Origin of the sequence: Paraclostridium bifermentans (genome assembly GCF_964259345.1) — a bacterium.
GTDB classification, from domain to species: Bacteria; Bacillota; Clostridia; order Peptostreptococcales; family Peptostreptococcaceae; genus Paraclostridium; species Paraclostridium bifermentans_B.
Genome location: NZ_CAXVJR010000012.1, coordinates 1 through 25,143, shown reverse-complemented (window position 1 = coordinate 25,143; position 25,143 = coordinate 1). Strand labels below are relative to the sequence as shown.

25 protein-coding genes and 3 other annotated features are annotated in these 25,143 nt (G+C 30.1%); all 25 genes read right to left on the bottom strand.

Features of this window, described 5'->3' with window-relative positions:
- Positions 1–54: 54 nt before the first annotated feature.
- The 25 genes from rplL to ACEXNK_RS16390 all read right to left on the bottom strand — a co-directional run bounded on the left by rplL (position 55) and on the right by ACEXNK_RS16390 (position 24,908).
- Complete coding sequence (rplL, locus tag ACEXNK_RS16510; RefSeq protein ID WP_373600649.1) at positions 55–417, bottom strand: 50S ribosomal protein L7/L12; 363 nt, start codon at positions 415–417, stop codon at positions 55–57.
- Between the two features lie 74 nt (positions 418–491).
- On the bottom strand, positions 492–995 hold the full coding sequence (rplJ, locus tag ACEXNK_RS16505) for a 50S ribosomal protein L10 (protein WP_373600648.1): 504 nt from the start codon (positions 993–995) through the stop codon (positions 492–494).
- Positions 996–1,029: 34 nt separating this feature from the next.
- Positions 1,030–1,159: a sequence feature (ribosomal protein L10 leader region), on the bottom strand.
- Positions 1,160–1,213: 54 nt separating this feature from the next.
- Positions 1,214–1,912, bottom strand: coding sequence for a 50S ribosomal protein L1 (gene rplA / locus ACEXNK_RS16500; protein ID WP_373600647.1), 699 nt, complete (start codon positions 1,910–1,912; stop codon positions 1,214–1,216).
- 83 nt (positions 1,913–1,995) lie between these two features.
- Positions 1,996–2,421: a 50S ribosomal protein L11 gene (gene rplK, locus ACEXNK_RS16495; RefSeq protein WP_180702537.1), complete on the bottom strand. Its 426-nt coding sequence runs from the start codon at positions 2,419–2,421 to the stop codon at positions 1,996–1,998.
- Positions 2,422–2,450: 29 nt separating this feature from the next.
- Positions 2,451–2,996: a transcription termination/antitermination protein NusG gene (nusG, locus tag ACEXNK_RS16490; RefSeq protein WP_373600646.1), complete on the bottom strand. Its 546-nt coding sequence runs from the start codon at positions 2,994–2,996 to the stop codon at positions 2,451–2,453.
- 15 nt (positions 2,997–3,011) lie between these two features.
- Positions 3,012–3,233: a preprotein translocase subunit SecE gene (gene secE / locus ACEXNK_RS16485; protein ID WP_373600645.1), complete on the bottom strand. Its 222-nt coding sequence runs from the start codon at positions 3,231–3,233 to the stop codon at positions 3,012–3,014.
- A gap of 25 nt (positions 3,234–3,258) precedes the next feature.
- On the bottom strand, positions 3,259–3,408 hold the full coding sequence (rpmG, locus tag ACEXNK_RS16480) for a 50S ribosomal protein L33 (RefSeq protein WP_021121979.1): 150 nt from the start codon (positions 3,406–3,408) through the stop codon (positions 3,259–3,261).
- A 220-nt stretch (positions 3,409–3,628) separates the two neighbouring features.
- The gene (gene tuf, locus ACEXNK_RS16475; protein WP_373600644.1) at positions 3,629–4,822 is read right to left on the bottom strand and encodes an elongation factor Tu; all 1,194 of its coding nucleotides are present in this window, start codon (positions 4,820–4,822) and stop codon (positions 3,629–3,631) included.
- Positions 4,823–4,890: 68 nt separating this feature from the next.
- On the bottom strand, positions 4,891–5,538 hold the full coding sequence (sigH, locus tag ACEXNK_RS16470) for an RNA polymerase sporulation sigma factor SigH (protein ID WP_373600643.1): 648 nt from the start codon (positions 5,536–5,538) through the stop codon (positions 4,891–4,893).
- Positions 5,539–5,599: 61 nt separating this feature from the next.
- Positions 5,600–6,127 (bottom strand): NYN domain-containing protein, encoded by a 528-nt coding sequence (locus ACEXNK_RS16465; protein ID WP_373600642.1) that lies wholly within the window; start codon positions 6,125–6,127, stop codon positions 5,600–5,602.
- A 7-nt stretch (positions 6,128–6,134) separates the two neighbouring features.
- A complete protein-coding gene (gene rlmB, locus ACEXNK_RS16460; RefSeq protein WP_373600641.1) occupies positions 6,135–6,866 on the bottom strand; it encodes a 23S rRNA (guanosine(2251)-2'-O)-methyltransferase RlmB in 732 nt (243 codons plus the stop codon).
- A 13-nt stretch (positions 6,867–6,879) separates the two neighbouring features.
- A complete protein-coding gene (gene thyX, locus ACEXNK_RS16455; RefSeq protein WP_373600640.1) occupies positions 6,880–7,638 on the bottom strand; it encodes an FAD-dependent thymidylate synthase in 759 nt (252 codons plus the stop codon).
- A 120-nt stretch (positions 7,639–7,758) separates the two neighbouring features.
- Positions 7,759–8,154 (bottom strand): Mini-ribonuclease 3, encoded by a 396-nt coding sequence (locus ACEXNK_RS16450; protein ID WP_373600639.1) that lies wholly within the window; start codon positions 8,152–8,154, stop codon positions 7,759–7,761.
- A gap of 3 nt (positions 8,155–8,157) precedes the next feature.
- A complete protein-coding gene (gene cysS / locus ACEXNK_RS16445; RefSeq protein ID WP_373600638.1) occupies positions 8,158–9,555 on the bottom strand; it encodes a cysteine--tRNA ligase in 1,398 nt (465 codons plus the stop codon).
- A 124-nt stretch (positions 9,556–9,679) separates the two neighbouring features.
- Complete coding sequence (locus ACEXNK_RS16440; protein ID WP_373600637.1) at positions 9,680–9,844, bottom strand: hypothetical protein; 165 nt, start codon at positions 9,842–9,844, stop codon at positions 9,680–9,682.
- A gap of 135 nt (positions 9,845–9,979) precedes the next feature.
- The gene (gene gltX, locus ACEXNK_RS16435) at positions 9,980–11,461 is read right to left on the bottom strand and encodes a glutamate--tRNA ligase (protein ID WP_373600636.1); all 1,482 of its coding nucleotides are present in this window, start codon (positions 11,459–11,461) and stop codon (positions 9,980–9,982) included.
- 208 nt (positions 11,462–11,669) lie between these two features.
- Positions 11,670–13,385, bottom strand: coding sequence for a proline--tRNA ligase (locus ACEXNK_RS16430; RefSeq protein WP_373600635.1), 1,716 nt, complete (start codon positions 13,383–13,385; stop codon positions 11,670–11,672).
- 55 nt (positions 13,386–13,440) lie between these two features.
- Positions 13,441–13,653, bottom strand: a binding site (T-box leader).
- A gap of 68 nt (positions 13,654–13,721) precedes the next feature.
- Entirely contained in the window at positions 13,722–15,167 is a 1,446-nt protein-coding gene (proS, locus tag ACEXNK_RS16425; RefSeq protein ID WP_373600634.1) for a proline--tRNA ligase, read from the bottom strand.
- A 49-nt stretch (positions 15,168–15,216) separates the two neighbouring features.
- Positions 15,217–15,436, bottom strand: a binding site (T-box leader).
- A gap of 33 nt (positions 15,437–15,469) precedes the next feature.
- Positions 15,470–15,955 carry a 2-C-methyl-D-erythritol 2,4-cyclodiphosphate synthase gene (gene ispF / locus ACEXNK_RS16420; RefSeq protein ID WP_373600633.1) on the bottom strand — a complete coding sequence of 162 codons (486 nt, stop codon included), beginning with the start codon at positions 15,953–15,955 and terminating at the stop codon, positions 15,470–15,472.
- An 18-nt stretch (positions 15,956–15,973) separates the two neighbouring features.
- The gene (gene ispD, locus ACEXNK_RS16415; protein WP_373600632.1) at positions 15,974–16,651 is read right to left on the bottom strand and encodes a 2-C-methyl-D-erythritol 4-phosphate cytidylyltransferase; all 678 of its coding nucleotides are present in this window, start codon (positions 16,649–16,651) and stop codon (positions 15,974–15,976) included.
- 128 nt (positions 16,652–16,779) lie between these two features.
- Positions 16,780–17,871, bottom strand: a complete 1,092-nt coding sequence (locus ACEXNK_RS16410) for a PIN/TRAM domain-containing protein (protein WP_373600631.1) — start codon at positions 17,869–17,871, stop codon at positions 16,780–16,782.
- Positions 17,872–17,958: 87 nt separating this feature from the next.
- A complete protein-coding gene (disA, locus tag ACEXNK_RS16405; protein WP_373600630.1) occupies positions 17,959–19,029 on the bottom strand; it encodes a DNA integrity scanning diadenylate cyclase DisA in 1,071 nt (356 codons plus the stop codon).
- Positions 19,030–19,031: 2 nt separating this feature from the next.
- Positions 19,032–20,411 (bottom strand): DNA repair protein RadA, encoded by a 1,380-nt coding sequence (radA, locus tag ACEXNK_RS16400; protein WP_373600629.1) that lies wholly within the window; start codon positions 20,409–20,411, stop codon positions 19,032–19,034.
- Positions 20,412–20,515: 104 nt separating this feature from the next.
- The gene (locus tag ACEXNK_RS16395) at positions 20,516–22,819 is read right to left on the bottom strand and encodes an ATP-dependent Clp protease ATP-binding subunit (protein WP_373600628.1); all 2,304 of its coding nucleotides are present in this window, start codon (positions 22,817–22,819) and stop codon (positions 20,516–20,518) included.
- Positions 22,820–22,973: 154 nt separating this feature from the next.
- Positions 22,974–24,908: an elongation factor G gene (locus ACEXNK_RS16390; protein ID WP_373600627.1), complete on the bottom strand. Its 1,935-nt coding sequence runs from the start codon at positions 24,906–24,908 to the stop codon at positions 22,974–22,976.
- Between the last annotated feature and the right edge of the window lie 235 nt (positions 24,909–25,143).

The following is a 25,143-nucleotide window of genomic DNA, read 5'->3' as shown; positions in this document are numbered from 1 at the left end:
TATTTTTTAGAAAAAAAAAGAAGATGCCTCAAGGACATCTTCTTCAAAAGAAAACTACTTAACTTCTACTGAAGCTCCAGCACCTTCTAATTTCTCTTTCATTTGGTCAGCTTCGTCTTTAGAAACTCCCTCTTTTAATGTCTTAGGAGCATTGTCAACTAATTCTTTAGCTTCTTTTAATCCTAATCCAGTTATTTCTCTAACTGCTTTTATAACTCCAACTTTTGAAGAACCAGCGCTTGCTAATACTACGTCAAACTCAGTTTTTTCTTCAGCAGCTCCACCAGCAACTGCACCAGCCATCATAACTGGAGCTGAAGCAGATACTCCGAATTTCTCTTCTGCAGCTTTAACTAATTCATTTAATTCTAAAACTTTCATATTTTCTATAGCTTCTAATATTTGTTCTATTGTCATTGTTAGCACCTCCGAATTATATTCTTTTAATTTATTAATTGTTAATTAATTTTTATTTTAATTTCAAGCTATTATTAAGCTTCTTGTCCTTCTTGCTTCTTGATCATTGCATCTATTAAGTATGCGAAGTTTGATACTGGAGCTTTTAAGCTTCCAAGTAACTTAGCAAGAAGTACTTCTCTTGATGGTATGTTAGCGAATGCAACGATATCTTCTTTACCGTAGAATTCTCCTTCAACTACACCCATTTTTAATTCCATCTTAGGATGAGAATCCATGAATTCTTTTATTATTCTAGCAGGAGCAACTGGATCTTCGTATCCAAATGCTATCGCATTAGTTCCTACTAATAACTCGTTATTGAATTGTTCTATACCAACTTCTTTAGCTGCTTTTCTAACTAAAGTGTTTTTGTATACTTTGTATTCAACACCAGCTTCTCTCATTTTCTTTCTTAATTCAGTTACTTCTTCAACTGTTAATCCTTTGTAATCAACAACTATAGCAGAAGAAGAGTTTTGTAACTTCTCAACTATTTCAGCAACAACTTGTGATTTTACTTCTATAGCTTTTCTCATCTAGTCAGCACCTCCTTTATCCGATAGGTATCTGCCGTAAATATCAAAAGCTTTTGCAATCTATATAGACGTACAAAAGCTTTAGCATCAAAATTTATCTAAAACCTCGGTAGGAATATTAAGCTTAAAGCACCTACTGTCTACGGCAAATCTATTCTTTTTTATTTATCAACGTGTTTTATTTTAACATCGTCATTTACTATTGTCAAGAGTTTTTATTACTCAGCTATTTTAGCTGGGTTTACTTTAACTCCAGGTCCCATAGTTGAAGTAACAGCTATACTTCTTAAGTATTGTCCTTTAGCAGCAGCTGGCTTAGCTTTAACTATTGCATCCATTAATGCTGCAAAGTTCTCAGCTAATTTCTCTCCACCGAAAGATACTTTTCCTACTGGAACGTGTATTATGTTAGTTTTATCTAATCTGTATTCAACCTTACCAGCTTTTATTTCATCTATAGCTTTAGCTACATCGAAAGTAACTGTCCCTGATTTAGGGTTTGGCATTAAACCTTTAGGTCCTAATACTCTACCTAATCTACCTACTACACCCATCATGTCTGGAGTAGCAACAACTACATCAAATTCAAACCAGTTTTCACCTTGTATTTTTTGTACTAAATCTTCAGCACCTACAAAGTCAGCTCCAGCAGCAGTAGCTTCTTCAGCTTTTGCTCCTTTAGCGAAAACTAAAACTCTTTTAGTTTTACCAGTTCCGTGTGGTAATACAACCGCACCTCTTACTTGTTGGTCAGCGTGTCTTGAGTCAACACCTAATTTTATATGAGCTTCTACAGTCTCATCAAACTTAGCACTAGCTACCTCAGCAACTAAAGCTAAAGCTTCTGAAGCATCATATAATCTAGTTCTATCTATTTTATTTAAAGCTTCTACGTACTTTTTACCTTTTTTAGCCATTTTCATGTCCTCCTTGTGGTTATATTGGTTTTTTACCTCCCACTTTTTCAAGTGAAGATAACTAATTAAAAATTAATTAGTAATTAGTCTTCAACAACGATACCCATACTTCTAGCAGTACCAGCTATCATACTCATAGCAGCTTCTACAGAAGCAGCATTTAAGTCAGGCATTTTTAACTCAGCTATTTCTCTTACTTTAGCTGAAGATAAAGTTGCAACCTTCTTCTTGTTTGGCTCTCCTGAAGCAGTATCTAATCCAGCAGCTTTCTTTAATAATACTGCAGCTGGAGGAGTTTTTGTTATGAAACTGAAAGATCTATCTTGATATACAGTTATAACAACTGGTATTATCATCCCAGCTTGATCTGCAGTTTTAGCATTGAATTCCTTAGTGAATCCCATTATATTAACACCGTGTTGTCCTAATGCTGGTCCAACTGGTGGAGCTGGTGTAGCTTTCCCTGCAGGTATTTGTAATTTTATTTGACCTATAACTTTTTTAGCCATTGAGCGCACCTCCTCAGATTATTTATTCTCTAGTTATATTTTTCTATGCCTTTGTAATCTATTGCAAATAGAGTTTTTTTACCAAAAGCATCTATACACACTTTTACTTCTTTTGTTTCCAGGTCTATTTCTTCTATAGTTCCTATTTGACCTTCAAAAGGACCATTAGCAACCTTTATAATTTCTCCAATTTCAAAATTGATGTCTCCGCTTACTAATTTAGGAACAGCTGTATCTATGCCCATAGCAATTACTTCTTCTTCACTTAAAGGAACTGGTTTAGACCCTGGTCCTACAAACCCAGTAACCCCTTTAGTATTTCTTACGACATACCAAGATTCATCAGTAATTACCATTTTAACTAGAACGTACCCTGGAAATACCTTACGTTGTCTAGTTTTTTCTTTACCAGTTTTTGTAGTCTCAACTACTTCTTCAGTAGGAACAACTACTTGCGTTATGCAATCTTCCATACCTCTTGTTTTAACAGCTTTTTCAATTGTTGCTTTAACTTTATTTTCATGACCTGAGTAAGTATGTACAACATACCATCTAGCCTCTTGTAATTCCGACATTCTGATTCTTCCTTTCTATTTTAGTATTAGATTTAGTGCACCAGATAATACACTATCTAAAGCCCATACTAAGATAGTAGCCGAAACAACAACAGTTAAAACAACTCCTGTGTTCTTTAAAAGCTCTTTCTTTGTTGGCCACGTAACTCTTTTTAATTCTTGTTTAGTTTCTTTAACATATCTAAAAAAGCTAAACTTTTTCTTGCTTCTTGGACTTTCATTTATTTGGGCAGCCATTCCACACTCACATCCTTAATAAAAACTATTTTGTTTCCTTATGAGCAGTATGCTTCTTACAGAATCTACAGTACTTTTGTAGTTCTATTCTATCTGGGTTATTTTTCTTGTTTTTAGTAGTGTTGTAGTTTCTTTGCTTACACTCTGTACATGCTAAAGTAACTTTTACTCTCATCTGCTACACCTCCAACTCGTAAATACAATATATATATTGTTAACTTTATTGCCTACTCTGTATAATAGGTTCAATATCTCATTTTTGAATCATCACCTCATATAAATTATCACAAATCAGTAGGCATGTCAATGTTTTTGTTACTTTCAAGTTAAAAAAAGAGGAGGACATCCCCCTCTTTTTTTTAGTTTTAAAAAACTATTTTATAAGGAATAAGAGATTACTCTATTATAGAAGCAACAACACCTGATGCTACTGTTCTTCCACCTTCTCTTATTGCGAATCTTAATCCTTCTTCTATTGCTATTGAGTTTATTAACTCTATAGTCATTTGGATGTTATCTCCAGGCATAACCATTTCTACACCTTCTGGTAACTTACAAGCTCCTGTTACGTCAGTTGTTCTGAAGTAGAATTGTGGTCTGTATCCATCGAAGAATGGAGTATGTCTTCCACCTTCTTCTTTCTTTAATACGTATACTTCTGCATTGAACTTAGTGTGAGGCTTAACAGTTCCTGGCTTAGCTAAAACTTGTCCTCTTTCTATTTCATTTCTTTGTATACCTCTTATTAATGCTCCTATGTTATCTCCAGCTTGTGCTTGATCTAATAACTTTCTGAACATTTCTACTCCTGTTATTACTAACTTTCTTGGCTCTTCAGCTAAACCTACTAATTCAACTTCGTCTTGAACCTTTAATACTCCTCTTTCAACTCTACCTGTAGCAACTGTTCCTCTTCCTGTTATAGAGAATACGTCTTCTACTGGCATTAAGAAGTCTTTATCTACATCTCTCTCTGGAGCTGGTATATATTCGTCTATTTGCTCGAATAACTCAACTATTTTATCTCCCCACTCTGAAGAAGAATCTTGTAATGCCATTAAAGCTGATCCTCTTACTATTGGAGTGTCATCTCCTGGGAATTCGTACTCATTTAATAAGTCTCTAACTTCCATTTCAACTAACTCTAATAATTCTTCATCGTCTACCATATCACATTTGTTTAAGAATACTACTATATATGGTACACCAACTTGTCTTGATAATAATATATGCTCTCTTGTTTGAGGCATTGGTCCATCTGTTGCAGAACAAACTAATATAGCACCGTCCATTTGAGCAGCACCTGTTATCATGTTCTTAACGTAGTCTGCATGTCCTGGGCAGTCAACGTGAGCGTAGTGTCTGTTTGGAGTCTCATACTCAACGTGTGCAGTTGATATTGTGATTCCTCTTTCTCTTTCTTCTGGAGCTTTATCTATATTAGCGAAGTCTACAGCTTCTCCTAATTGATATCTATCGTATAATGTTTTTGTTATAGCAGCTGTTAGTGTAGTTTTACCGTGGTCAACGTGACCTATAGTTCCTATATTAACGTGCGGTTTATTTCTTTCAAATTTAGCTTTAGCCATTTTGAATTCCTCCCTTTAATATTAAATTTGTTAATGCTTACATTAAGCTTATGCTAAGTATTTTACTATTAATTATTTCTGTTTTCAAGATATTTTTCCAATTTTCTCTTTACTCTTTGTAACGCATTATCTATTGATTTAACATCTCTATTTAGTCTATCAGCTATATACTGATAAGACTTGCCATTTAAATACAATTCTAAAACTTCTAATTCTAATTTACTTAAAATTTCATTCATCTTAGATTCTATATTTCTAAGCTCTTCTTTGCTTATTATTAACTCTTCTGGATCAGTTATTATACTCGTAGCAATTATATCTAACAAAGTTCTATCTGATTCCTCATCATATATAGGCTTATTTAAAGATACATATGAGTTAAGAGGTATATGTTTTTGTCTTGTTGCAGTTTTTATTGCAGTTATAATTTGTCTAGTTATACATATCTCTGCAAAACACTTAAATGAATTCGTCTTACTTCCGTCAAAATCCCTTATAGCTTTATAAAGACCTATCATACCTTCTTGAATTATGTCTTCTTTATCCGCACCCACTAAAAAATATGACTTTGCCTTTGATTTAACAAAGTTTTTATATTTAGTAATTATATATTCTAGTGCTAGTTTATCCCCTTTATTAGCTTTTAATACTATTTCATACTCATCTTGTTGTGAACTATTTATAAATTCAATCCCCTTTTCTTTAGCTACTAACATTTTTAATCTCCCCCATTACTTAATTTCATAGGTATATTATAGTTTAAAAAACTTAGTATTTTCAACGGTTTCTACGAATGTTCTCAAGTTTCGACAAAGTTTCTTTATCTAATCTATCTTCTAACCAATTTCTTTGTATTTTGCGTTCTGATATTATTTGTTTACTTTTCATCTTATTTTTAGCATCTTCAATGTCTATTTTTAGCTCTCTTGCTGAAATTCTACTAGCTCCTTTTCCTAGAACTATTTGTTGTTCTGCATAATCATTCGTCGCTACTTTAACAACATCATATCTAGATAAAGATGTTATTAATTTCTCAATATAACTATCTGCTGTTTGGTGTTCTTTTGTGTAAACTACTGTTATATGCTTTCTTTTTTCAACTTTTTCCATAGAATTTTTCACATTATAAGCATCAAATACTACTATAGCTTTCTGCCCTGAAAATTCAGCATATTCTATAATAATATCAACTAATTTTTCTCTAGACGCATCTAAATCATCAACTGAAATCTTCTGTAACTCTTCCCATGCATTTATAATATTATATCCATCAATTATTAGATAATGATTAATCTTGCGTTTCATTACCTATTTACTTACCCATTCTTTGTTTAAATATCTCATATAAAAGTATACTTCCTGCTACTGATGCATTTAATGAAGTAACATTTCCTACCATAGGCATCTTAACTGTAAAGTCACAATTTTTCTTGACAAGTCTTGATATTCCAAAGCCTTCACTTCCTATTACTAGCCCTATTGGTCCTGTTAAGTTTTGCTCATAGAATGTTTGTCCATCCATGTCAGCTGCTGCAATCCATAATCCATGTTCCTTCAATGTCTTTATAGTATTCACTATATTTGTTACTTTACATACTGGAACATACTCTACAGCACCTGCAGATGCCTTTACTACTGTAGGCGTTATATGTACTGATCTTCTTTTAGGTATTATAACTCCGTGTGCTCCTACAGCATCAGCAGTTCTTATTATTGACCCTAAATTATGAGGATCTGTTATTTCATCTAATATTATAAAAAATGGGTCTTCTCCTTTTTCAGCTACACTTTTAATTAATTCATCTAATTCATAGTACTCATATTCACTTACACTAGCTATTACGCCTTGATGTGCATGACTTGTACTTATTTCATCTAATTTGTGTTTATCTACATATTGAATAACTATGTTTTTTTCTTTTGCCATAGCTATTATCTTTTTTATAGATCCTTCTTTAGCTCCATTGGCTATCATTAATTTATCTATTTCTCTGTCATTTTTTATAGCTTCTATAACTGGGTTTCTACCTTCTATATTTGCCAAAATACTTCACCGCCTATAAATTATTAAATTTTTCTCTTATTTGTACAATTTTTCCACATGTCATTTTTCCTTCTGGACATGGTCCTTTTATACATTTAGGTCCTATATTCTTAAATAATATAGGTGATATTTCTCTTACCTGTCTTAACATTTCGATTGCTAATGCTCTTATTTCCCATTGAGCTCTTTCACAGCATCTATGGTTAAAGAAGTTATATAAACTTCTAGTATTCATCGTAAATACCATTTTTGTTTCACATGCATTAGGGAAAACATATCTTGCATCTTCGATTGCTTTCTTTTCTGCATCTCTTTTAGCTTCTTTCTCATTTTTTCCATTTTTTATTAAATTATTATAATGTTTTTCAAATAAGATATCTACTAACTTATCATAACTCTCCTGATCTTTCTTCATAGCATCTATAAATAACTCTTTAGCTTCCTCGATCTGATCTATTTCAGGAGGAACTATATATTCAAATTGATTAAGTTTAACATATCTTTGACTTTGTTGTGAAAAGCTTGCTATACGATGTCTAACAATTTGATGCGAACAACTTCTTGATATACCTTCTACAGCAAATGTAAATGAAACATGCTCTAATGGAGATTCATGTCCTATATTTATTAACATATTTAAAAACTTTTCTACGCTTTCATCAGTTAAATTTTCTTCTATTCCATCAACTCCAACAGATGAATAACATAATTTTGCAGCCATAGATATTACCTTTTCTGGTTCCGGTGTATGAGCTATTACTTTAACTTTCATAATTGTACCTCCTTAATAGTTTATTATTATATTATACCTTATTTTTAGACAAAATGAGTCATAATATAGTTTTATTACAAAAAATGAGCTATCTCTATTTTAGAGATAGCCCTCTTATTGTTACATGTTATCTTCTGTTATTTCAATTCCTTTTTTCATTATCTCATTAAGCCTGTCATAATCTTTTTTCATATGAAGATATCCTATTAAAGCTTCAAACCCTGTTGCATTTTTATAATCTATAATATCTGCATTTTTGGGTGATGTATGAGACTTTTGGTTACGGCCTCTTTTGTATATTCTGTGCTCTTCTTCTGTTAAGGAATCTTCTATGGTAAGTATTATATTAGCTTGTGCCTTAGCTTTTACATACTTTATCGCTGTCTTATGTAAATCATTAACTTTTTTATTTACATTCTTACTTATAAGATACTCTCTTACATATGATTCATAAACAGTATCTCCTAAATAAGCAAGCACTAGTGGTGATACCGTAGCTAAGTTTATATTATCCATTTATTACACCCTTTTCCATTTAGTTCCTTGTCTAGTATCTTCTAATACGATACCCATATCTAATAATTTATTTCTTATTTCATCTGCTAATGCAAAATCTTTATTTTTCTTAGCATCAACTCTATCTTGTATTAGCTTTTCTATATCTGCATCTAATACTTCTTCTTGTTTTTTGTTTACTATATTTAATACATTAGTTAATTCTTCAAATTCTGCTAAGCATTTTTTAGCAAACTCAATTGATGATTCTTCATTTACATTAGAATTTATAAATCTAGCTAATTCAAATATAGAACTTATAGCATCTGCTGTATTTATATCATCATCCATAGCTATTATAAATTTCTCTCTATATGAATCTAACTCTTTTAGTAATTCTTTTTCATTTTCTTTTATAGATTCATCTTTTAAGTTACTTATTGTAAACTCTAATTTTTCTTTAGTATTGTATAATCTTTCAAGTCCAGATTTAGCTTGCATTAACATTTCATCACTAAAGTTTACTGGATTTCTATAATGAGCAGAAAGCATAAAGAATCTTACTACTTCTAAATCATACTTATCAGCAATATCTCTTACTGTAAAGAAATTACCTTTAGATTTACTCATTTTTTCATTATTTATATTGATATATCCATTATGTATCCAGTAATTAGAGAATGTTTTTCCACTTCTAGCTTCACTTTGTGCTATTTCATTTTCATGGTGAGGGAATGCTAAATCTTGTCCACCTGCATGTATATCTATAGTGTCTCCTAAATATCTCTTAGACATTACTGAACATTCTATATGCCAACCTGGTCTACCTACACTCCATGGACTTTCCCAACCTGGTTCTCCATCTTTTTTAGGTTTCCATAAAACGAAGTCCATTGGATGTTTCTTTTTAGAATCTACTTCTATTCTAGCTCCAGCTTCTAAATTTTCTTGATTTTGCTTAGATAGTTTACCGTATCCTTCAAATTTTTGAGTGTCAAAGTATACTTCTCCATCTACTTCATAAGCATAGCCTTTATCTTGTAATTCTTTTATGAAATCTATAATTTCTTTTATATTATCAGTTACTCTTGGATGTACAGTTGCTCTTGTTATCCCTAGTCCATCTGCATCCTTAAAATATTCCTCTATGTATTTATCCGCAACTTGTTCCGGAGTTATCCCTTCTTCATTAGCTCTTTTTATTATCTTATCATCTACATCTGTGAAGTTTTGAACATAGCTTACATCATATCCTCTATATTCTAAGTACCTTCTAAATGTCTCAAATATTATAAATGGTCTAGCATTACCTATATGAAAGTAGTTGTAAACTGTAGGTCCACAAACATACATTTTTACCTTTCCTTCTTCTAATGGTACAAATTCTTCTTTTGACCTAGTTAACGTATTGTATAACTTCATTCTATTCACCTCACTATTTTTATTTATATAAAATTTAACCATATAATCTATTATAGTTTATATTTTGCTTAATTAACAGTACTACTATTATACCCTCTTATATTCATAAAGAAACCTTTTACTTTTACAGTTTTTCTTTAGTTTCTAAAAACTCAATCTTATTTGACATACACTTTACATACGTCTCATTATTTATAATATTATTTTCTTTCATTTTATTAATTATATTTATGTAGTCTTTACAAAGTTGATTTAAATCCTCCTTTATTTCATTAATATTTATTCGCATGTCTGCCTCCTAAAAATATAGATTTAAAATCTAACTATTTTTATATATTAAGTTTAAGAATATCAAACTCCTCTATTTTAGCTATATATTTTACAAAATAAAAATAGACCCATCTTATTAAGATGAGTCTTATTTTTATAATAAATTATTTTTTACATATTTAATTCTATTTAAACAAGTTTGTTTACCTATAACAGCTGCTGCCTTTGGTAAATCTGGACCATGCATTTGTCCTGTTAATATAACTCTAGTTCCCATGAATAAGTTTTTACCTTTTATTCCATGCTCTTTTTGTATCTCTTTGAACATAGCTTTAAAGAATTCTTCACTTATTTCATCTGCTGCAGTTATTTTTTCTTCTAATGCATTTATTAATGTTGGTATATGCTCTAATTTTAAGAACTCAGCACATTCTTCAGTTTCAAGCTTAACTTCATCTCCAAAGAATATATTAACATGATCTGTAACTTCTTTAACATACTGTAATTTTTCTTTAACAACAGAAACCATACCTTTTACAAATTCATATCTATTATTAACGTCTTCTTCTGTAATATATCCTGCTTCTATTAAGAACGGTATAGCTAAATCAGTTATATATTCATCTGATGCATCTTTTATATAATGTTGGTTAACCCAATTTAATTTATCAGTATCAAATACTCCACCACTCTTAGATACTCTCTCTATAGAGAAGTGCTCTTCTAATTCTTTCATTGTGAATAACTCTTGGTTATCTTCTGGAGACCATCCAACTAAAGCTACATAGTTAACTAATCCTTCTGGTAAATATCCTTTTTTCTTAAAGTCTTCTACTGCTACATCCCCATGTCTCTTACTTAATTTTTTCTTTTCTTTATTAAGTATATTTGGAAGATGTACAAATGTTGGAGCTTCCCATCCAAATGCTTCATATAAATATACATGTTTAGGAGTTGATGATATCCACTCTTCACCTCTTATAACATGAGTTATTTTCATCATATAATCATCTACTACAACTGCAAAATGGTAAGTAGGGAATCCATCTGTTTTTATTAATACTTGATCATCTAATTCATCAGTATTAAATTCTGTTTCTCCTCTTACTAAGTCTGTAAACTTTATAACATGATTTTCTGGTAATCTTAATCTTATTACATGTTCTTCTCCAGCTGCTAACTTAGCTTCTACTTCTTCCTTTGATAAGTTTCTACAGTGTCCATCGTATTTTGGAGTTTCACCAGCTTCTTTTTGTTTCTCTCTTACTTCATCTAATCTCTCTTTTGAACAGAAGCAGTAGTAAGCTTTCCCACTATCTAATAACTGTTGTATATAGTCTTTGTATATATCTAATCTTTCTGATTGTATATATGGTCCATATGGTCCAACTTGAGTTATTTCTTTATTTTCATTTAGTACCACACCTTCTGTATGGTTAACTCCAGCCCATGCCATAGCCTCTAACATATTCTCTATAGCACCATCAACTATTCTTGTTCTATCAGTATCTTCAACTCTTAATATGTACTCTCCACCCATTCTTTTTGCAAATAAATAGTTGTATAAAGCCGTTCTTAAACTACCTATATGTACAAATCCAGTCGGACTTGGAGCAAATCTTACTCTAACGTTCATATTCTTACCTCCTTAATTAATATCAATATCTATTATAATACCAAATTTATTCAATCTTTATAATATAAATACCATATTTTATACTTAATTTTATATTTTTATAATCTGTGGATAAATTTAATTTTAAACAAAAATTAAATAGTATATATATCCACATTTTATTAAAAATGTTAATAACTTAGTGGATTATATATACTATTTATAAAAATTATCCTAATTTAACCTCATTTTTGACAAATTCAGCTTTAACTTTATCTTTTATTTCATCTAAAGTTATTAATTCTTTTTCAGATTCATTTCTTAACTTATACTCAACTTTACCATCTGTTATATCTTTTCCAACAGTTATTCTCATAGGAATACCTATTAACTCTGAATCTTTAAACTTAACTCCAACTCTTTCATCTCTATCATCAAGTAAGACTTCTACACCCATTTCTTGAAGTTCTTTGTATATTTTTTCAGCAGCTTCCATTTGCTCAGCTTTCTTTATATTTACTGGAACTACAACTGCATGATATGGAGCTATTGCTAAAGGCCATTTTATACCATTTTCATCATTATGCTGCTCTATTACTGCCGCAGCTGTTCTTTCTACACCTATACCGTAACATCCCATAACTATTGGTTTACTCTTTCCATCTTTATCTATGAAAGTTGCACCCATAGTTTCAGAGTACTTAGTTCCTAGTTTAAATATATGTCCAACTTCTACGCCTCTAGCTATTTCTAATTCAGCGCCACAGCAAGTACATTTATCTCCTACTTGTACGTTTCTAAAATCTCCTACTATTCCATCAAAATCTCTTCCGAAATTAGCATTTCTTATATGGTAGTCAGTTTTATTTCCACCAACACCTATATTACTTTGCTCTGCTACTTCTTTATCTATGAATATATAATCAGCCTTCATTCCTATAGGTCCAGCAAATCCAACTTCTGCATTAGTTAACTCTTTTACTACTTCTTCTCTCGCTAAATCAAACTCTATAACTTCACCTATAGCATTAGCTACTTTTACTTCATTAACATCTCTATCTCCTCTTACTAAAACAACAACTGTTTTTCCATCAGCTTCATATATTAAAGTTTTTGCAAAAGTATCAGCTGTTGTATTAAAGAACTCACATAATTGTTCTATAGTAGTTACTCCTGGAGTATGAACAGGCTCTAATTCTCTCATATCTTCTTTAGCTTTTAAATCATCTACTGAATGAGCTTTTTCTATGTTAGCTGCATAATCGCATCCACTACAGAATACTATTTCATCTTCTCCTACTGGTGACTTAACCATAAATTCTGCTGAAGTCGATCCACCTATAGCTCCTGAATCTGCTTGAACAGGACTATTTTCTAATTGACATCTTCTAAATATTTCTGTGTATGCTTCATACATATCTTGGTATGATTTATCTAAACCAGCTTCATCAATATCAAAACTATATGCATCCTTCATTGTGAAAGACTTAGTTCTCATAACTCCGAATCTTGGTCTTCTTTCATCTCTATACTTAGTTTGAATTTGATATAAATTTAAAGGTAATTGCTTATATGAGTTAACTTCTTGTCTAATTATATCTGTAAAAACTTCTTCATGAGTAGGTCCTAGACAGTAATCTCTATTATTTCTATCTTTTAATCTAAACATTTCAGCTCCCATTACATCCCATCTTCCAGACTCTTGCCATAATTCTGATGGTATTAATGCTGAACATATTATTTCTTGACATCCTTTTTTATTTAACTCTTCTCTTATTATGTTTTCTATTTTCTTGAAAACTCTTATACCCATAGGTAATTGATTATATACTCCTGATGACATTTTCTTTATCATCCCAGCTCTCATCATTAATTGATGACTTGTTATCTCTGCATCTGCTGGAACCTCTCTTAAAGTAGGCATAAACATTCTTGACATTTTCATTTTTAACGTCCTCCTATATTTTAAATTTATAAAAAAAACCCTTCATCTCTAAATTAATAGAGACGAAAGGTTATATTTCCGCGGTACCACTCTAATTAGTCATAAATTCAATGACTCTCTTTATAGGATATAACGGTCCTTCCCGTAAGAATTTTTTACCATTCCTAAGCTCAGAGATTGGTTCAAAGATTTATTTTTAGAAGCTCTCACCACTGCTTCCTCTCTGTAAAAACTAATATCTTTTACTATTTCTCTTCTTTGCTTTTGTACATTTACAATTTGATGCTATTATTTTATAGCAATTAAATTCCCTTGTCAACGCCCTTAATTCTTATTTTAATAAGCTTTTGCTATATATACCATCTTATCTGCATCTTTACCACAATATAAACACTTATTACCTAGCTTTTCTTGCTCAAATGGTAAACATCTTATTGTAGCTCCTGTTTCATCTTTTATATGTTTCTCACACTCAGCATCTCCACACCACATAGCTTTAACAAATCCTGGAGTTTCTTCTATTGCCTTTTTAAATTCATTCATATCTTTAACTTCATATGTGTGTTCTTCTCTATGAGTTGTTGCTTTATTTAATAATGTTTTATGAATATCTTCCAATAAAGCTTCTATTGATTCCTCTATATTATCTAATGACATCGGATCTTTTTCTAATAAATCTCTTCTAAATATCATTGCTTGATTATTTTCTATGTCTTTTGGACCTATTTCTACTCTAACAGGTACACCTTTCATTTCCCATTCATTGAACTTCCACCCCGGAGAGTAATTAACTCTATCATCTACTTCAACTCTTATCCCTTTATCCTTTAAGTTTGCATATAGTTCATCAACCTTTTCCATTACATTTCCTTTTTTTGCAGCTATAGGAACTATAACAACTTGAGTAGGTGCTACTCTTGGTGGTAACACTAAACCTCTATTATCACTATGAGTCATTATAAGTCCACCTATAAGTCTAGTCGATACCCCCCAAGAAGTATGGTATGGGTGAGCTAGTTTGCTATCTCTATCAGCAAATGTTATATCAAATGCTTTAGTAAAATGTTGACCTAAGAAGTGACTCGTACCTGATTGTAATGCTTTACCATCATGCATTAATGCCTCTATAGTATACGTTCTTTCTCCTCCTGCAAACTTTTCACTTTCACTTTTTTGTCCTGATACAACTGGCATTGCTAGTAATTCTTCACACATATCTTTATATATATTTAATATTTTTATAGTTTCATCTTGTGCTTCTTCAGACGTTTCATGTAATGTGTGCCCTTCTTGCCATAAAAACTCTGAAGTTCTTAGGAATGGTCTAGTAGTTTTTTCCCATCTTACAACAGAGCACCACTGATTATATAAATATGGTAGTTCTCTGTAAGATTTTAACCACTTAGAGTACATTGTACATATTATAGTTTCTGAAGTTGGTCTTACACATAATCTTTCTTCCAATTCTTTATGTCCCCCGTGTGTAACCCATGCAACCTCTGGTGCAAATCCTTCAACATGTTCTGCTTCTTTTGTTAATAAACTTTCTGGTATTAGTAATGGAAAATAACAGTTTTTATGTCCAGTTTCTTTAAATCTTTTATCTAAATAACCCTGGATATTTTCCCATATAGCATATCCATATGGCTTTATAACCATAAATCCTTTAACTGGTGCATAATCAACTAAATCTGTTTTTGTTATTACATCGGTATACCATTGTGGAAAGTCAACTTCCATTGGTGTTATCTCTTGAACAAATTGATTTGAATTTTTTCCCATTTTATTTCCCTCCTGATTTTTTATATAAAAAAACCTCTCATCTCTAAAATATAGAGACGAAAGGTTATATTTTCCGCGGTACCACTCTAGTTAGTCATAAAATTAATTCTAATGACTCTCTTTATAGGATATAACGGTCCTTACCGTAAGAGTTTTTTAACATTCTTAAGCTCTGAGACTGGTTCAAAGATTTATTTTTAGAAGCTCTCACCATTGCTTCCTCTCTGTAAAAACTAATATCTTTTACTATTTCTCTTCTTAGCTTTTTACATATCATTTATTTATTATAAATTTTATAGTAATTATTTCCCATTGTCAATGTTAATTAATAAACAAATACTTTGCGATGATATACCTTCTTTACTTCCTGTAAATCCTAATCCCTCTTCAGTAGTTGCTTTTACATTTATATTAGATATATCTGTATTAAGAACTCGCGCTATATTTTCTCTCATTTTAGATATATGGGGAGCCATTTTAGGTGCTTGAGCTATAATTGTAGCATCTAAGTTTCCTATAGCATAACCTTTTTCACTTATTAGATTATATACATGTTCTAATAATTTCATACTATCTGCACCCTTATATTTTTCATCTGTATCAGGGAAGTGCTTACCTATATCTCCAAGAGCTAGTGCTCCTAATATAGAATCCATTATTGCATGTAGTAATACATCAGCATCTGAGTGACCTAGTAACCCTTTTTTATGTGGTATTTCAACTCCACCTAATATTAATTTTCTATCCTCAACTAATTTATGAACATCATATCCCATTCCTACTCTCATAATTATCCTCCGTTAAATTTATTTTTTTAGTATTTGTTCTCCAAAGTTTAAATCTTCTGGCGTTGTTATCTTTATATTATCATATGAGCCTTCAACCATTTTTATATCATAACCTATTCTTTCTACTAACATTGCATCATCTGTACCATAGTAATTGTTATTATATGCATCTTCATATGCTTTTGTTATAACATCACACTTAAAAACTTGTGGTGTTTGTACAGACCACAAGTAACTTCTATTTGGTGTATCTATAACATTTCCATTTTCACCTACAACTTTTATTGTATCTTTTACTTTTACACCTACTACAACAGCATTATGCTGTTTAGCTTCTTTTATTGCATTTTCTATTATACTGTTTGTAACAAATGGTCTTGCCCCATCATGAATAAGTATTACATCACAATTATCATCAAGTTTCTTTATTCCATTATAAACAGAATCTTGTCTTTCTTTTCCACCATAAGCTATCTTTATATTATTAAATTTATATTTATTTATTATATTTTCATTAAAATATTCTTGTTCATCTTCTCTTATAACCACAACTATATCGTTAATATTTTTATTTTTATAAAATTTTTCTATAGTATGTACTATAACTTCTTTATCATTTAACTTTATAAATTGTTTATTTATATCAGCATTCATTCTACTCCCAGTTCCTGCTGCTACTATTACAACTCCATTCATTTTTATCACCTCTTTTTAAATTCAATATTATATACATTTTAACATATACATTACTTTAATTATTTAATAAAGTTAAAAATTTGATTAGATACAAAAAAGTCTTCAGATTTAAATCTGAAGACTTTTTATTAATCTGCTTTATTAGGTTTTCCAAATATCATTCTTCCGGCTGGTGTTTGTAATACAGATGTAACTAAAACTCTTATAGTTTCACCCATGTATTTCTTACCACCATCAACAACAATCATAGTTCCATCATCAAGATATGCAATACCTTGATTTGATTCTTTACCTTCTTTTACAACCTGTACCATCATATGTTCACCAGGAATAGCTACTGGTTTTATTGCATTAGCTAATTCATTTATATTTAAAACTTGTACACCTTGAACTTGTGCAACTTTATTTAAGTTATAATCATTTGTTACAACTTTCCCACCCAATGTTTCTGCTAATTTTAGTAACTTAGCATCTACTTCAGCTATATCATCAAAATCTTTGTTGCTTATTTCAACTTCTATTTTCAGTTCTTTCTGTATTATATTAAGTATATCTAAGCCCCTTCTACCTCTAACTCTTTTTAAATCATCAGAAGAATCTGCTATGTGTCTTAATTCATCTAGTACAAAAGTAGGTATTACTAGTTTTCCCTCTATAAACCCAGTTTGACATATTTCGGCTATTCTACCATCTATTATAACGCTAGTATCTAATACTTTAGGTGGTATACTTTTTTCTTCTTTTTTAGAGTTTTTATCTCTATTAGGTGCCAATCTTGTTAACTTGTTTAAATTTAGTATATCATCTTTACTTTTTAATGCAATTCTACTACCTAAATATCCTAAGAATATATATGTAATTAGTGATAATAAGTTTCCTACTATCGGTATTTTTAACATTAGTATTATTTGACTTACTAGATAAGCTATAACAAGACCTCCTATTAGTCCTATAGCTCCTAATATTATATCTGTTTGAGGATACTTAGATATTTCCCTATCCATATCTTTAGCTAATTTTTTAGATTTTTTCATAATCCAAGGTCCCATTATATAAAATACGACCCCTATTATTAAGCCTACAACTATAGAAATTATAAATCCATATAGTTCTGATCCAAATGAAAGATGAGGAAAATTTTGAGCTGCTGATATGTATGTTGTCATACCAAGTGCAAATCCTAATATTCCTATCATGACTCTTATTATCTTCGATAACAAACTTTCACCCCCTATATTTTTTCCTTAATATTTTCTTATTATAATCAAACTGTTAATTATATTCAAGAACAAAGTTGTATCAATCCTTTATATATGTCTATCTATAAGTGACAACTCTTGCATTTTTATAAGTCCATTTTTTATATACTTTGCTCTTATTTCACCTATTCCTTCAACATCATCTAAGTCTTCTATAGATGCTCTTAATATATCTTGGAAATCCTCAAAATAATTAACTAAATTTTCTATTATAGTACTTGGTAATCTATGTATCTTATTTAAAATTCTATAACCTTTAGCTCTTACTGGCATATCCATACTTTCTGTGAAACCTGTATATCCTAATATTTTAGCTATATTTGCTAAATCTAAAAGTTCTTCTGATGATAATGATATAATTTTTTTCTTAAATTCACCTAAAGTAAGATCATTTCTTTTGTAATCTTTTAAAATTTGATTTTGGTCTATTTTTGTAGTTCCCATTAATTCATCAACCTGCATACTTAGAAGTGTTCCTTCTACACCAAGTTCAACTATATACTTTTCTATTATATTGGTAACTCTCATAACCATTTCTATTTTTTGAACTACTAAAACAACATCATATAATGTTACCATATCTCTAAATTCTAATGCATTTAAGCTAATTATAGCTTGGTCTAAAACTGATTTATATTTTTCTAGTGTTTGCAAAGCTTGATTTGCTTTTGTAAATATCTTTGAAATCTCTTCAACTACATACTTTTTATCACCTTGATAAACAGTTATAACATTTCGTCTTTGAGATATAGCAATTACTATGCATCCTGTTTGTTTTGCAACCCTTTCTGCAGTTCTATGTCTTGTTCCTGTTTCTTTGGTTTCTATAGAATAGTCTGGTATTAGCTGTGCATTTGCATATAAAATCTTTTTTATATCTCCATTTAGCACTATTGCTCCATCCATTTTAGCAAGCTCATACAAATATGCGGGAGAGTAATCCGCATTTATGTTAAATCCACCATCTACTATACTCATGACTTCATCTCTATCCGCTATAACTATAAGACCTCCTGTTTTAGCCTTTAATACATTGTCTATTCCTACTCTTAAGCTTGTACCAGGAGATATCATTTTTAATGTAGCAATTGCTTCTTTACCACTAAAAAAGTCATCCATGTCTATTTATTCCCCCCTAATACTATATTTATAGCTTGTCTTACACTATCAACGGGACATATGTCTATATCTTTTGCATCTTTAACAGCTTCATAATTACTCTTTGGAATAACAATTTTTTTGAAACCTAATTTTTTACATTCAGCAATTCTTTTTTCTATAAAACTTACAGCTCTAATTTCTCCTGTCAATCCTACTTCTCCTGTTATAGCTACATTTCCATCTATAGGGATATTCCTAAAACTAGAAGCTATAGCCATAACAATACCTAAATCTATTGAAGGTTCGTTTATTTTTATTCCTCCAACAACATTTATATAGACATCTTGATTTTGTATTTGCATACCTACACGTTTTTCTAAAACCGCCATAAGCAATGATACTCTATTATAATCTACTCCTGTTGCAGTTCTCTTTGGTATTCCAAAACTTGTAGGAGATACTAATGCTTGTAATTCTAATAACATAGGTCTAGTACCTTCTACAGTAGAAATTATAACTGATCCGGCTACATCTTTTGGCTTTTCTGCTATAAGTATTTTTGAAGGATTTTCTAATTCTACTAATCCAACTTCTCTCATTTCAAATACACCTAATTCATTTGTAGATCCAAATCTATTTTTTACTGCTCTTACCAATCTATATGTGTTAAATCTTTCTCCTTCAAAATAAAGTACTGTATCTACCATATGCTCTAACACTTTTGGCCCAGCCAATGCACCTTCCTTAGTTACATGTCCAACTACAAAGGTTGATATACCCATTTTTTTAGAAATTTTCATAAATCTAGATGTACCTTCTTTTATCTGACTTACAGTCCCTGGAGCTGATGTTATTTCTGGGCTAAATACAGTTTGAATAGAGTCTACTATTATCAAGTCTGGATTTACACTTTCTAAATGAGCTTCTATTATACTTAAATTATTTTCAGCGAATATATATAAATTATCGGATTGTATTCCTAATCTTTGAGCCCTCATTTTTATTTGAGATGCAGATTCTTCCCCTGATATGTATAAGACCTTTTTGCCACTATTAGCAACATTACTTGATACTTGTATAAGTAATGTTGATTTTCCTATTCCAGGATCTCCTCCAACTAATACTAATGATCCTTTGACTACTCCTCCTCCTAAAACTCTATCTAATTCATTTATACAAGTAGAAAATCTCTGCTCTTTTATAGTTTCTATAGAGTTTATATTTAGAGGTCTAGACGAAGATTTATCTATAACAAATACCTCTTTATTGATTTTAGATTTTTTTTCTTCTATTTCTTCAACAAATGTATTCCATTTATTACACTCTGGACATTTTCCTAGCCATTTGCTATTCTCATATCCACACTCTTGACATACATATTTAGTCTTTATTTTTGCCATTTATAAATTCACCCTTATGTAATTTTTATTCTACTATTAATTTTAACATATATAACCATTAATATGTAAATTTATAATATATAAAGGAGCTTAATTAAGCTCCTTTATATATTCTTCTGCTTACTTTTATATACTATCTTATTATCTACTAACTTTATTGCTACACAATCACCTTTTTTTATTTCTCCTTTTATTATTTCCTCTGCAAAAGAATCTTCTATTTCTTTCTGTATAGCTCTTTTAAGAGGTCTTGCTCCATATTCTAAATCAATACCATGATTAGCTATAAATTCAACTACACTTTCTTCTATATCTAAATCTATATTAATTTTTTTAACTCTATTAATTAATTGTTTTATCATTATTTCTGATATTTCTTTTAAGTCTTTTATACTTAATTTATGGAAAACTATTATGTCATCTATTCTATTTATAAACTCTGGCTTAAATCTACTTTTTAATTCTGACATTATTTTGTCTTTCATCCCCATGTAATCTTGTTCATCTATTGTATTTTCATTAGAAGTACAAGTAAACCCAATTATTTTGCTACTTTTTATAGATGTTGCGCCTAAATTAGAAGTCATAATTATTACCGTATTTTTAAAGTCTATAGTTCTACCTTTAGAATCTGTTAATCTGCCTTCATCTAATATCTGTAGTAGTATATTAAATACATCTTCATGTGCTTTTTCTATTTCATCAAATAGTACAACTGAATATGGATTCCTTCTAACTTTTTCTGTCAATTGCCCTCCATCATCATGGCCTATATATCCAGGTGGGGATCCTATTAATCTTGAAATTGAATGTTTTTCCATATATTCAGACATATCTATTCTAACTATTTGATTTTCATTTCCAAAATGAGCTTCTGCTAATGCTTTACATAATTCTGTTTTACCAACTCCTGTTGGCCCTAAAAATAAGAAAGATCCTATTGGTCTTTTAGGATCTTTTAATCCTGACCTAGACCTTCTAACTGCCTTCGATACAGCTTTTACTGCTTCATCTTGCCCTACTACTCTTTTATGAAGTATTTCCTCTAAATTTAATAGTTTATTAGATTCAGACTTTATTATTTTAATTGTTGGTATCCCTGTCCATAAACTTACAACCTCCGCAACAATTTCATCATTTACTATTTTGTTATATTTTTTATATTTATTCATTCTTACCCTAGATGCAGATTCATCCATTACATCAACAGCCTTATCTGGTAAATACCTATCTGTTATATATCTATCTGATAAATCTACCGCTGCTTTAATTGCTTTATCTGTTATTTCTACATTATGATGTAATTCATATTTTAGTTTTAATCCTTTTAATATCTTAATAGCTTCTTCTTTACTAGGTTCTTCAATTAATATTGTTTGTAATCTTCTCTCTAAAGCAACATCCTTTTCTATGTTCTTTCTATATTCATCTATTGTAGTTGCTCCAATAACTTGTATATCTCCTCGAGATAAAACTGGTTTTAGTATATTTGATGCATCCATAGAGTTTTCTCCTGTTGCCCCAGCTCCTACTATGGTATGAATTTCATCTATAAATAATATTATTTCTTCAGCTGAAATAACTTCTTCTATAACTTTTTTTATTCTCTCTTCAAACTCTCCTCTATACTTTGCTCCTGCAAGCATTCCACCTATCTCTAAATTGTATATAGTCTTATTTAAAAGAGAATCCGGAACTTCTTTTTTTATAATTTTATTAGCTAAACCTTCAACTATTGCAGTTTTACCAACTCCTGGATCACCTATTAATACTGGATTATTTTTAGTTCTTCTGCTTAAAATCTGTATAATTCTCTGTAATTCTTTTTCTCTTCCTATTAGAGGATCTATCTTTTCAGCTTTTGCATATTCATTTAAATTTATAGCATACTTTTCTAATGTTGGTATTTTAAATTTTTCTTTTTGATTATCGCTATTTTCTAACTGGTTTATACTATAACTTTTTATTTTATCTATATTTAAAACTTTAGATATTTCATCAATTAATACTTTATCACTTATCCCATTTCTCTCTAATATTTTCATAGCTAGGCTACTTGGTTCCTGAGAAATTGCTAATAATATATGTTCTGTATCTATAAGGTTACTTTTTAATTTATCTGCAAATACAGCTGATATATCTAATATACTTTTACTTCTTGGACTTAAAAATATATCATCTGAGCTGTCATTTATCCCGATTCCATATATATCTATTATTGTTTTACTTAATATATCTGCATTAATTTCTAGCTTTTTTAAAATACTAAATGCTATTCCTTTTTCAACACTCATTAATCCTAGCAATATATGTTCAGTTCCAACTACTCTATGCCCGAAATCTTTTGCACTCTCTATCGAGTAATCTATAGCTTTCTGAGCATTTTTTGTAAATTTATCAAAATACATATTATCCCCCTTCCTAAAAAATATTAGATATGTTATTTTTATTTTCTAAATTTTATTGATTTATTCTATGCATCTTTCATAATAAAATTTACAATATAATATATCTTAATAAAAATAAAGGTCCTAGATTTTAATCTAGGACCTTTATTTTTTGTTAATTATTATTCGTGTTTGAAATTATTTTTTGAGCTATTTGCATAGGGACTTCTTCATATTTATCTAATTCCATCTCAAAATATCCTCTACCTTGAGTCATAGCTCTTAAATCTATAGCATATTTAAATGTTTCAGCTTGTGGAGCATTAGCATATATTATTTGCTTTCCATTATTTATAGGCTCCATTCCTAATATTCTTCCACGTTTTTTATTTATATCTCCCATAATATCGCCCATATACTCATCTGGAACTACTATTGTTAACTTCATTATTGGTTCTAATAAAATAGGTTTTGCTTCCTCTACGCCTTTTTTAAACGCTATATTCGCAGCTAATTTAAATGCCATTTCAGATGAGTCTACATCATGATATGATCCATCATATAAAGTTGCCTTAATATTTGTTACGGGATATCCTGCTAATATACCTTTAGCCATAGATTCTCTTATACCTTTCTCTACTGCTGGTATATATTGCTTTGGAACTGAACCTCCAAATATATCTTCAGCAAACTCGAAATCTTTTTCTGATCTTTCAAATTTTATTTTTACATCACCATATTGTCCATGTCCTCCAGACTGCTTTTTATGTTTACCTTGCACATCTGACTTGCCTTTTATAGTTTCTCTATATGCTACCTTTAAATCAGTTAGTTCTACATCTAATCCAAACTTTTCTTTCATCTTATTTCTAGCTATACTTATATGAAGTTCTCCTTGGCCTCCTATTAAAACTTGTTTTGTTTCTACATCTCTATTCCAAGTTATAGTTGGATCCTCTTCTGATATTTTATTCAGTACAGAACTAATTTTATCTTCATCGCCTTTATTTTTAGGTTTAACTGCAAAATATATTTGTGGTTTTGGAAGATTTATAAAATTATCCATTTGCTCATTTTGATTTGTAGATATGATATCTCCTGTTTTTAAAGAATTTATCTTTGTCAAAATAACAATATCTCCTGCATTAGCAGAATCTAATTCTATTAATTCTTTATTCTTAATTGTATATAGATTATAAACTTTTTCTTTTAAAGATTTATTTATATTATATATATCTTTATCTTTAGTTAAATTCCCTTCTAATATTTTGATATATGACATTTTTCCTATAAAAGGGTCAACCATAGTTTTGAATACATTAGCTTTTAAGTTTTTTTCATCGTGGCTGTATATAGGTTCTAAATAGTCTAATATAATATCTAATATTTGTTCTGTTCCTATATTATTTATAGTAGAACCACATACAACAGGTATTATATCTCCACTCTGTATTCCAATCGTTATTCCTTTTTGAATATCATCATTAGTCAATTCTTCCCCACTAAAATATTTTTCTAATATTTCATCATCTGATTCTGCTATTAATTCCATTAAGCTTTCTTTTATAGATTCAGCTTCTACTTTAAATTCATTACATAAATTATTCATGTCTTCAAATATATTATGTAATTTTATAAATTTTCCACCTTCATATATAGGCATATACATAGGTATAATCTTATTATTATATTTTTCTCTTAGTTCTTCTATTAAGTTTTTGTATCTAGCTTTTTCATTGTCTATTTTATTTATGAATATAAGTTTAGGTATATTTTCTCCTGTAAGTTCTAAAGCTTTTTCTGTTCCAACTTGAATATTAGTAGTTGCATCTACTACAATAACTGCTACATCACTAGCACTTATTGCAGATATAACATCTCCTGTGAAATCAGAATATCCAGGAGTATCGATTAAGTTATATTTATAGTTTTTATATTCTATAGGAACTAAATTCATACTGTACGTCATGTTTACCTTATCAGTTAACTTAGGCATCTTGCTCATAGTTTTAGAAGTATATGCCATGGCTTCAACTAAATTAGTCTTACCACAACCACTATGTCCCAATATAGCTACACTTCTTAAATTTTTACTATTATATACCTTCATATTTAAGCACCTACCTTATATCATTTTTATAATTTATATGCTTTTAATATAAAGCTTTATGTACGTTTATTTTAAAAACTTAATATAGTTTTACGTGAAACGTAAAAAACAGATAACACAAATTTAGTAATGTGTTATCTGTTTTAAATTTAAATATAAAAAAAAGATTACGCGGCTACGTCCTACTCTCCCAGGCAGCTTCCCACCAAGTACCATCGGCGCTAAAGAGCTTAAC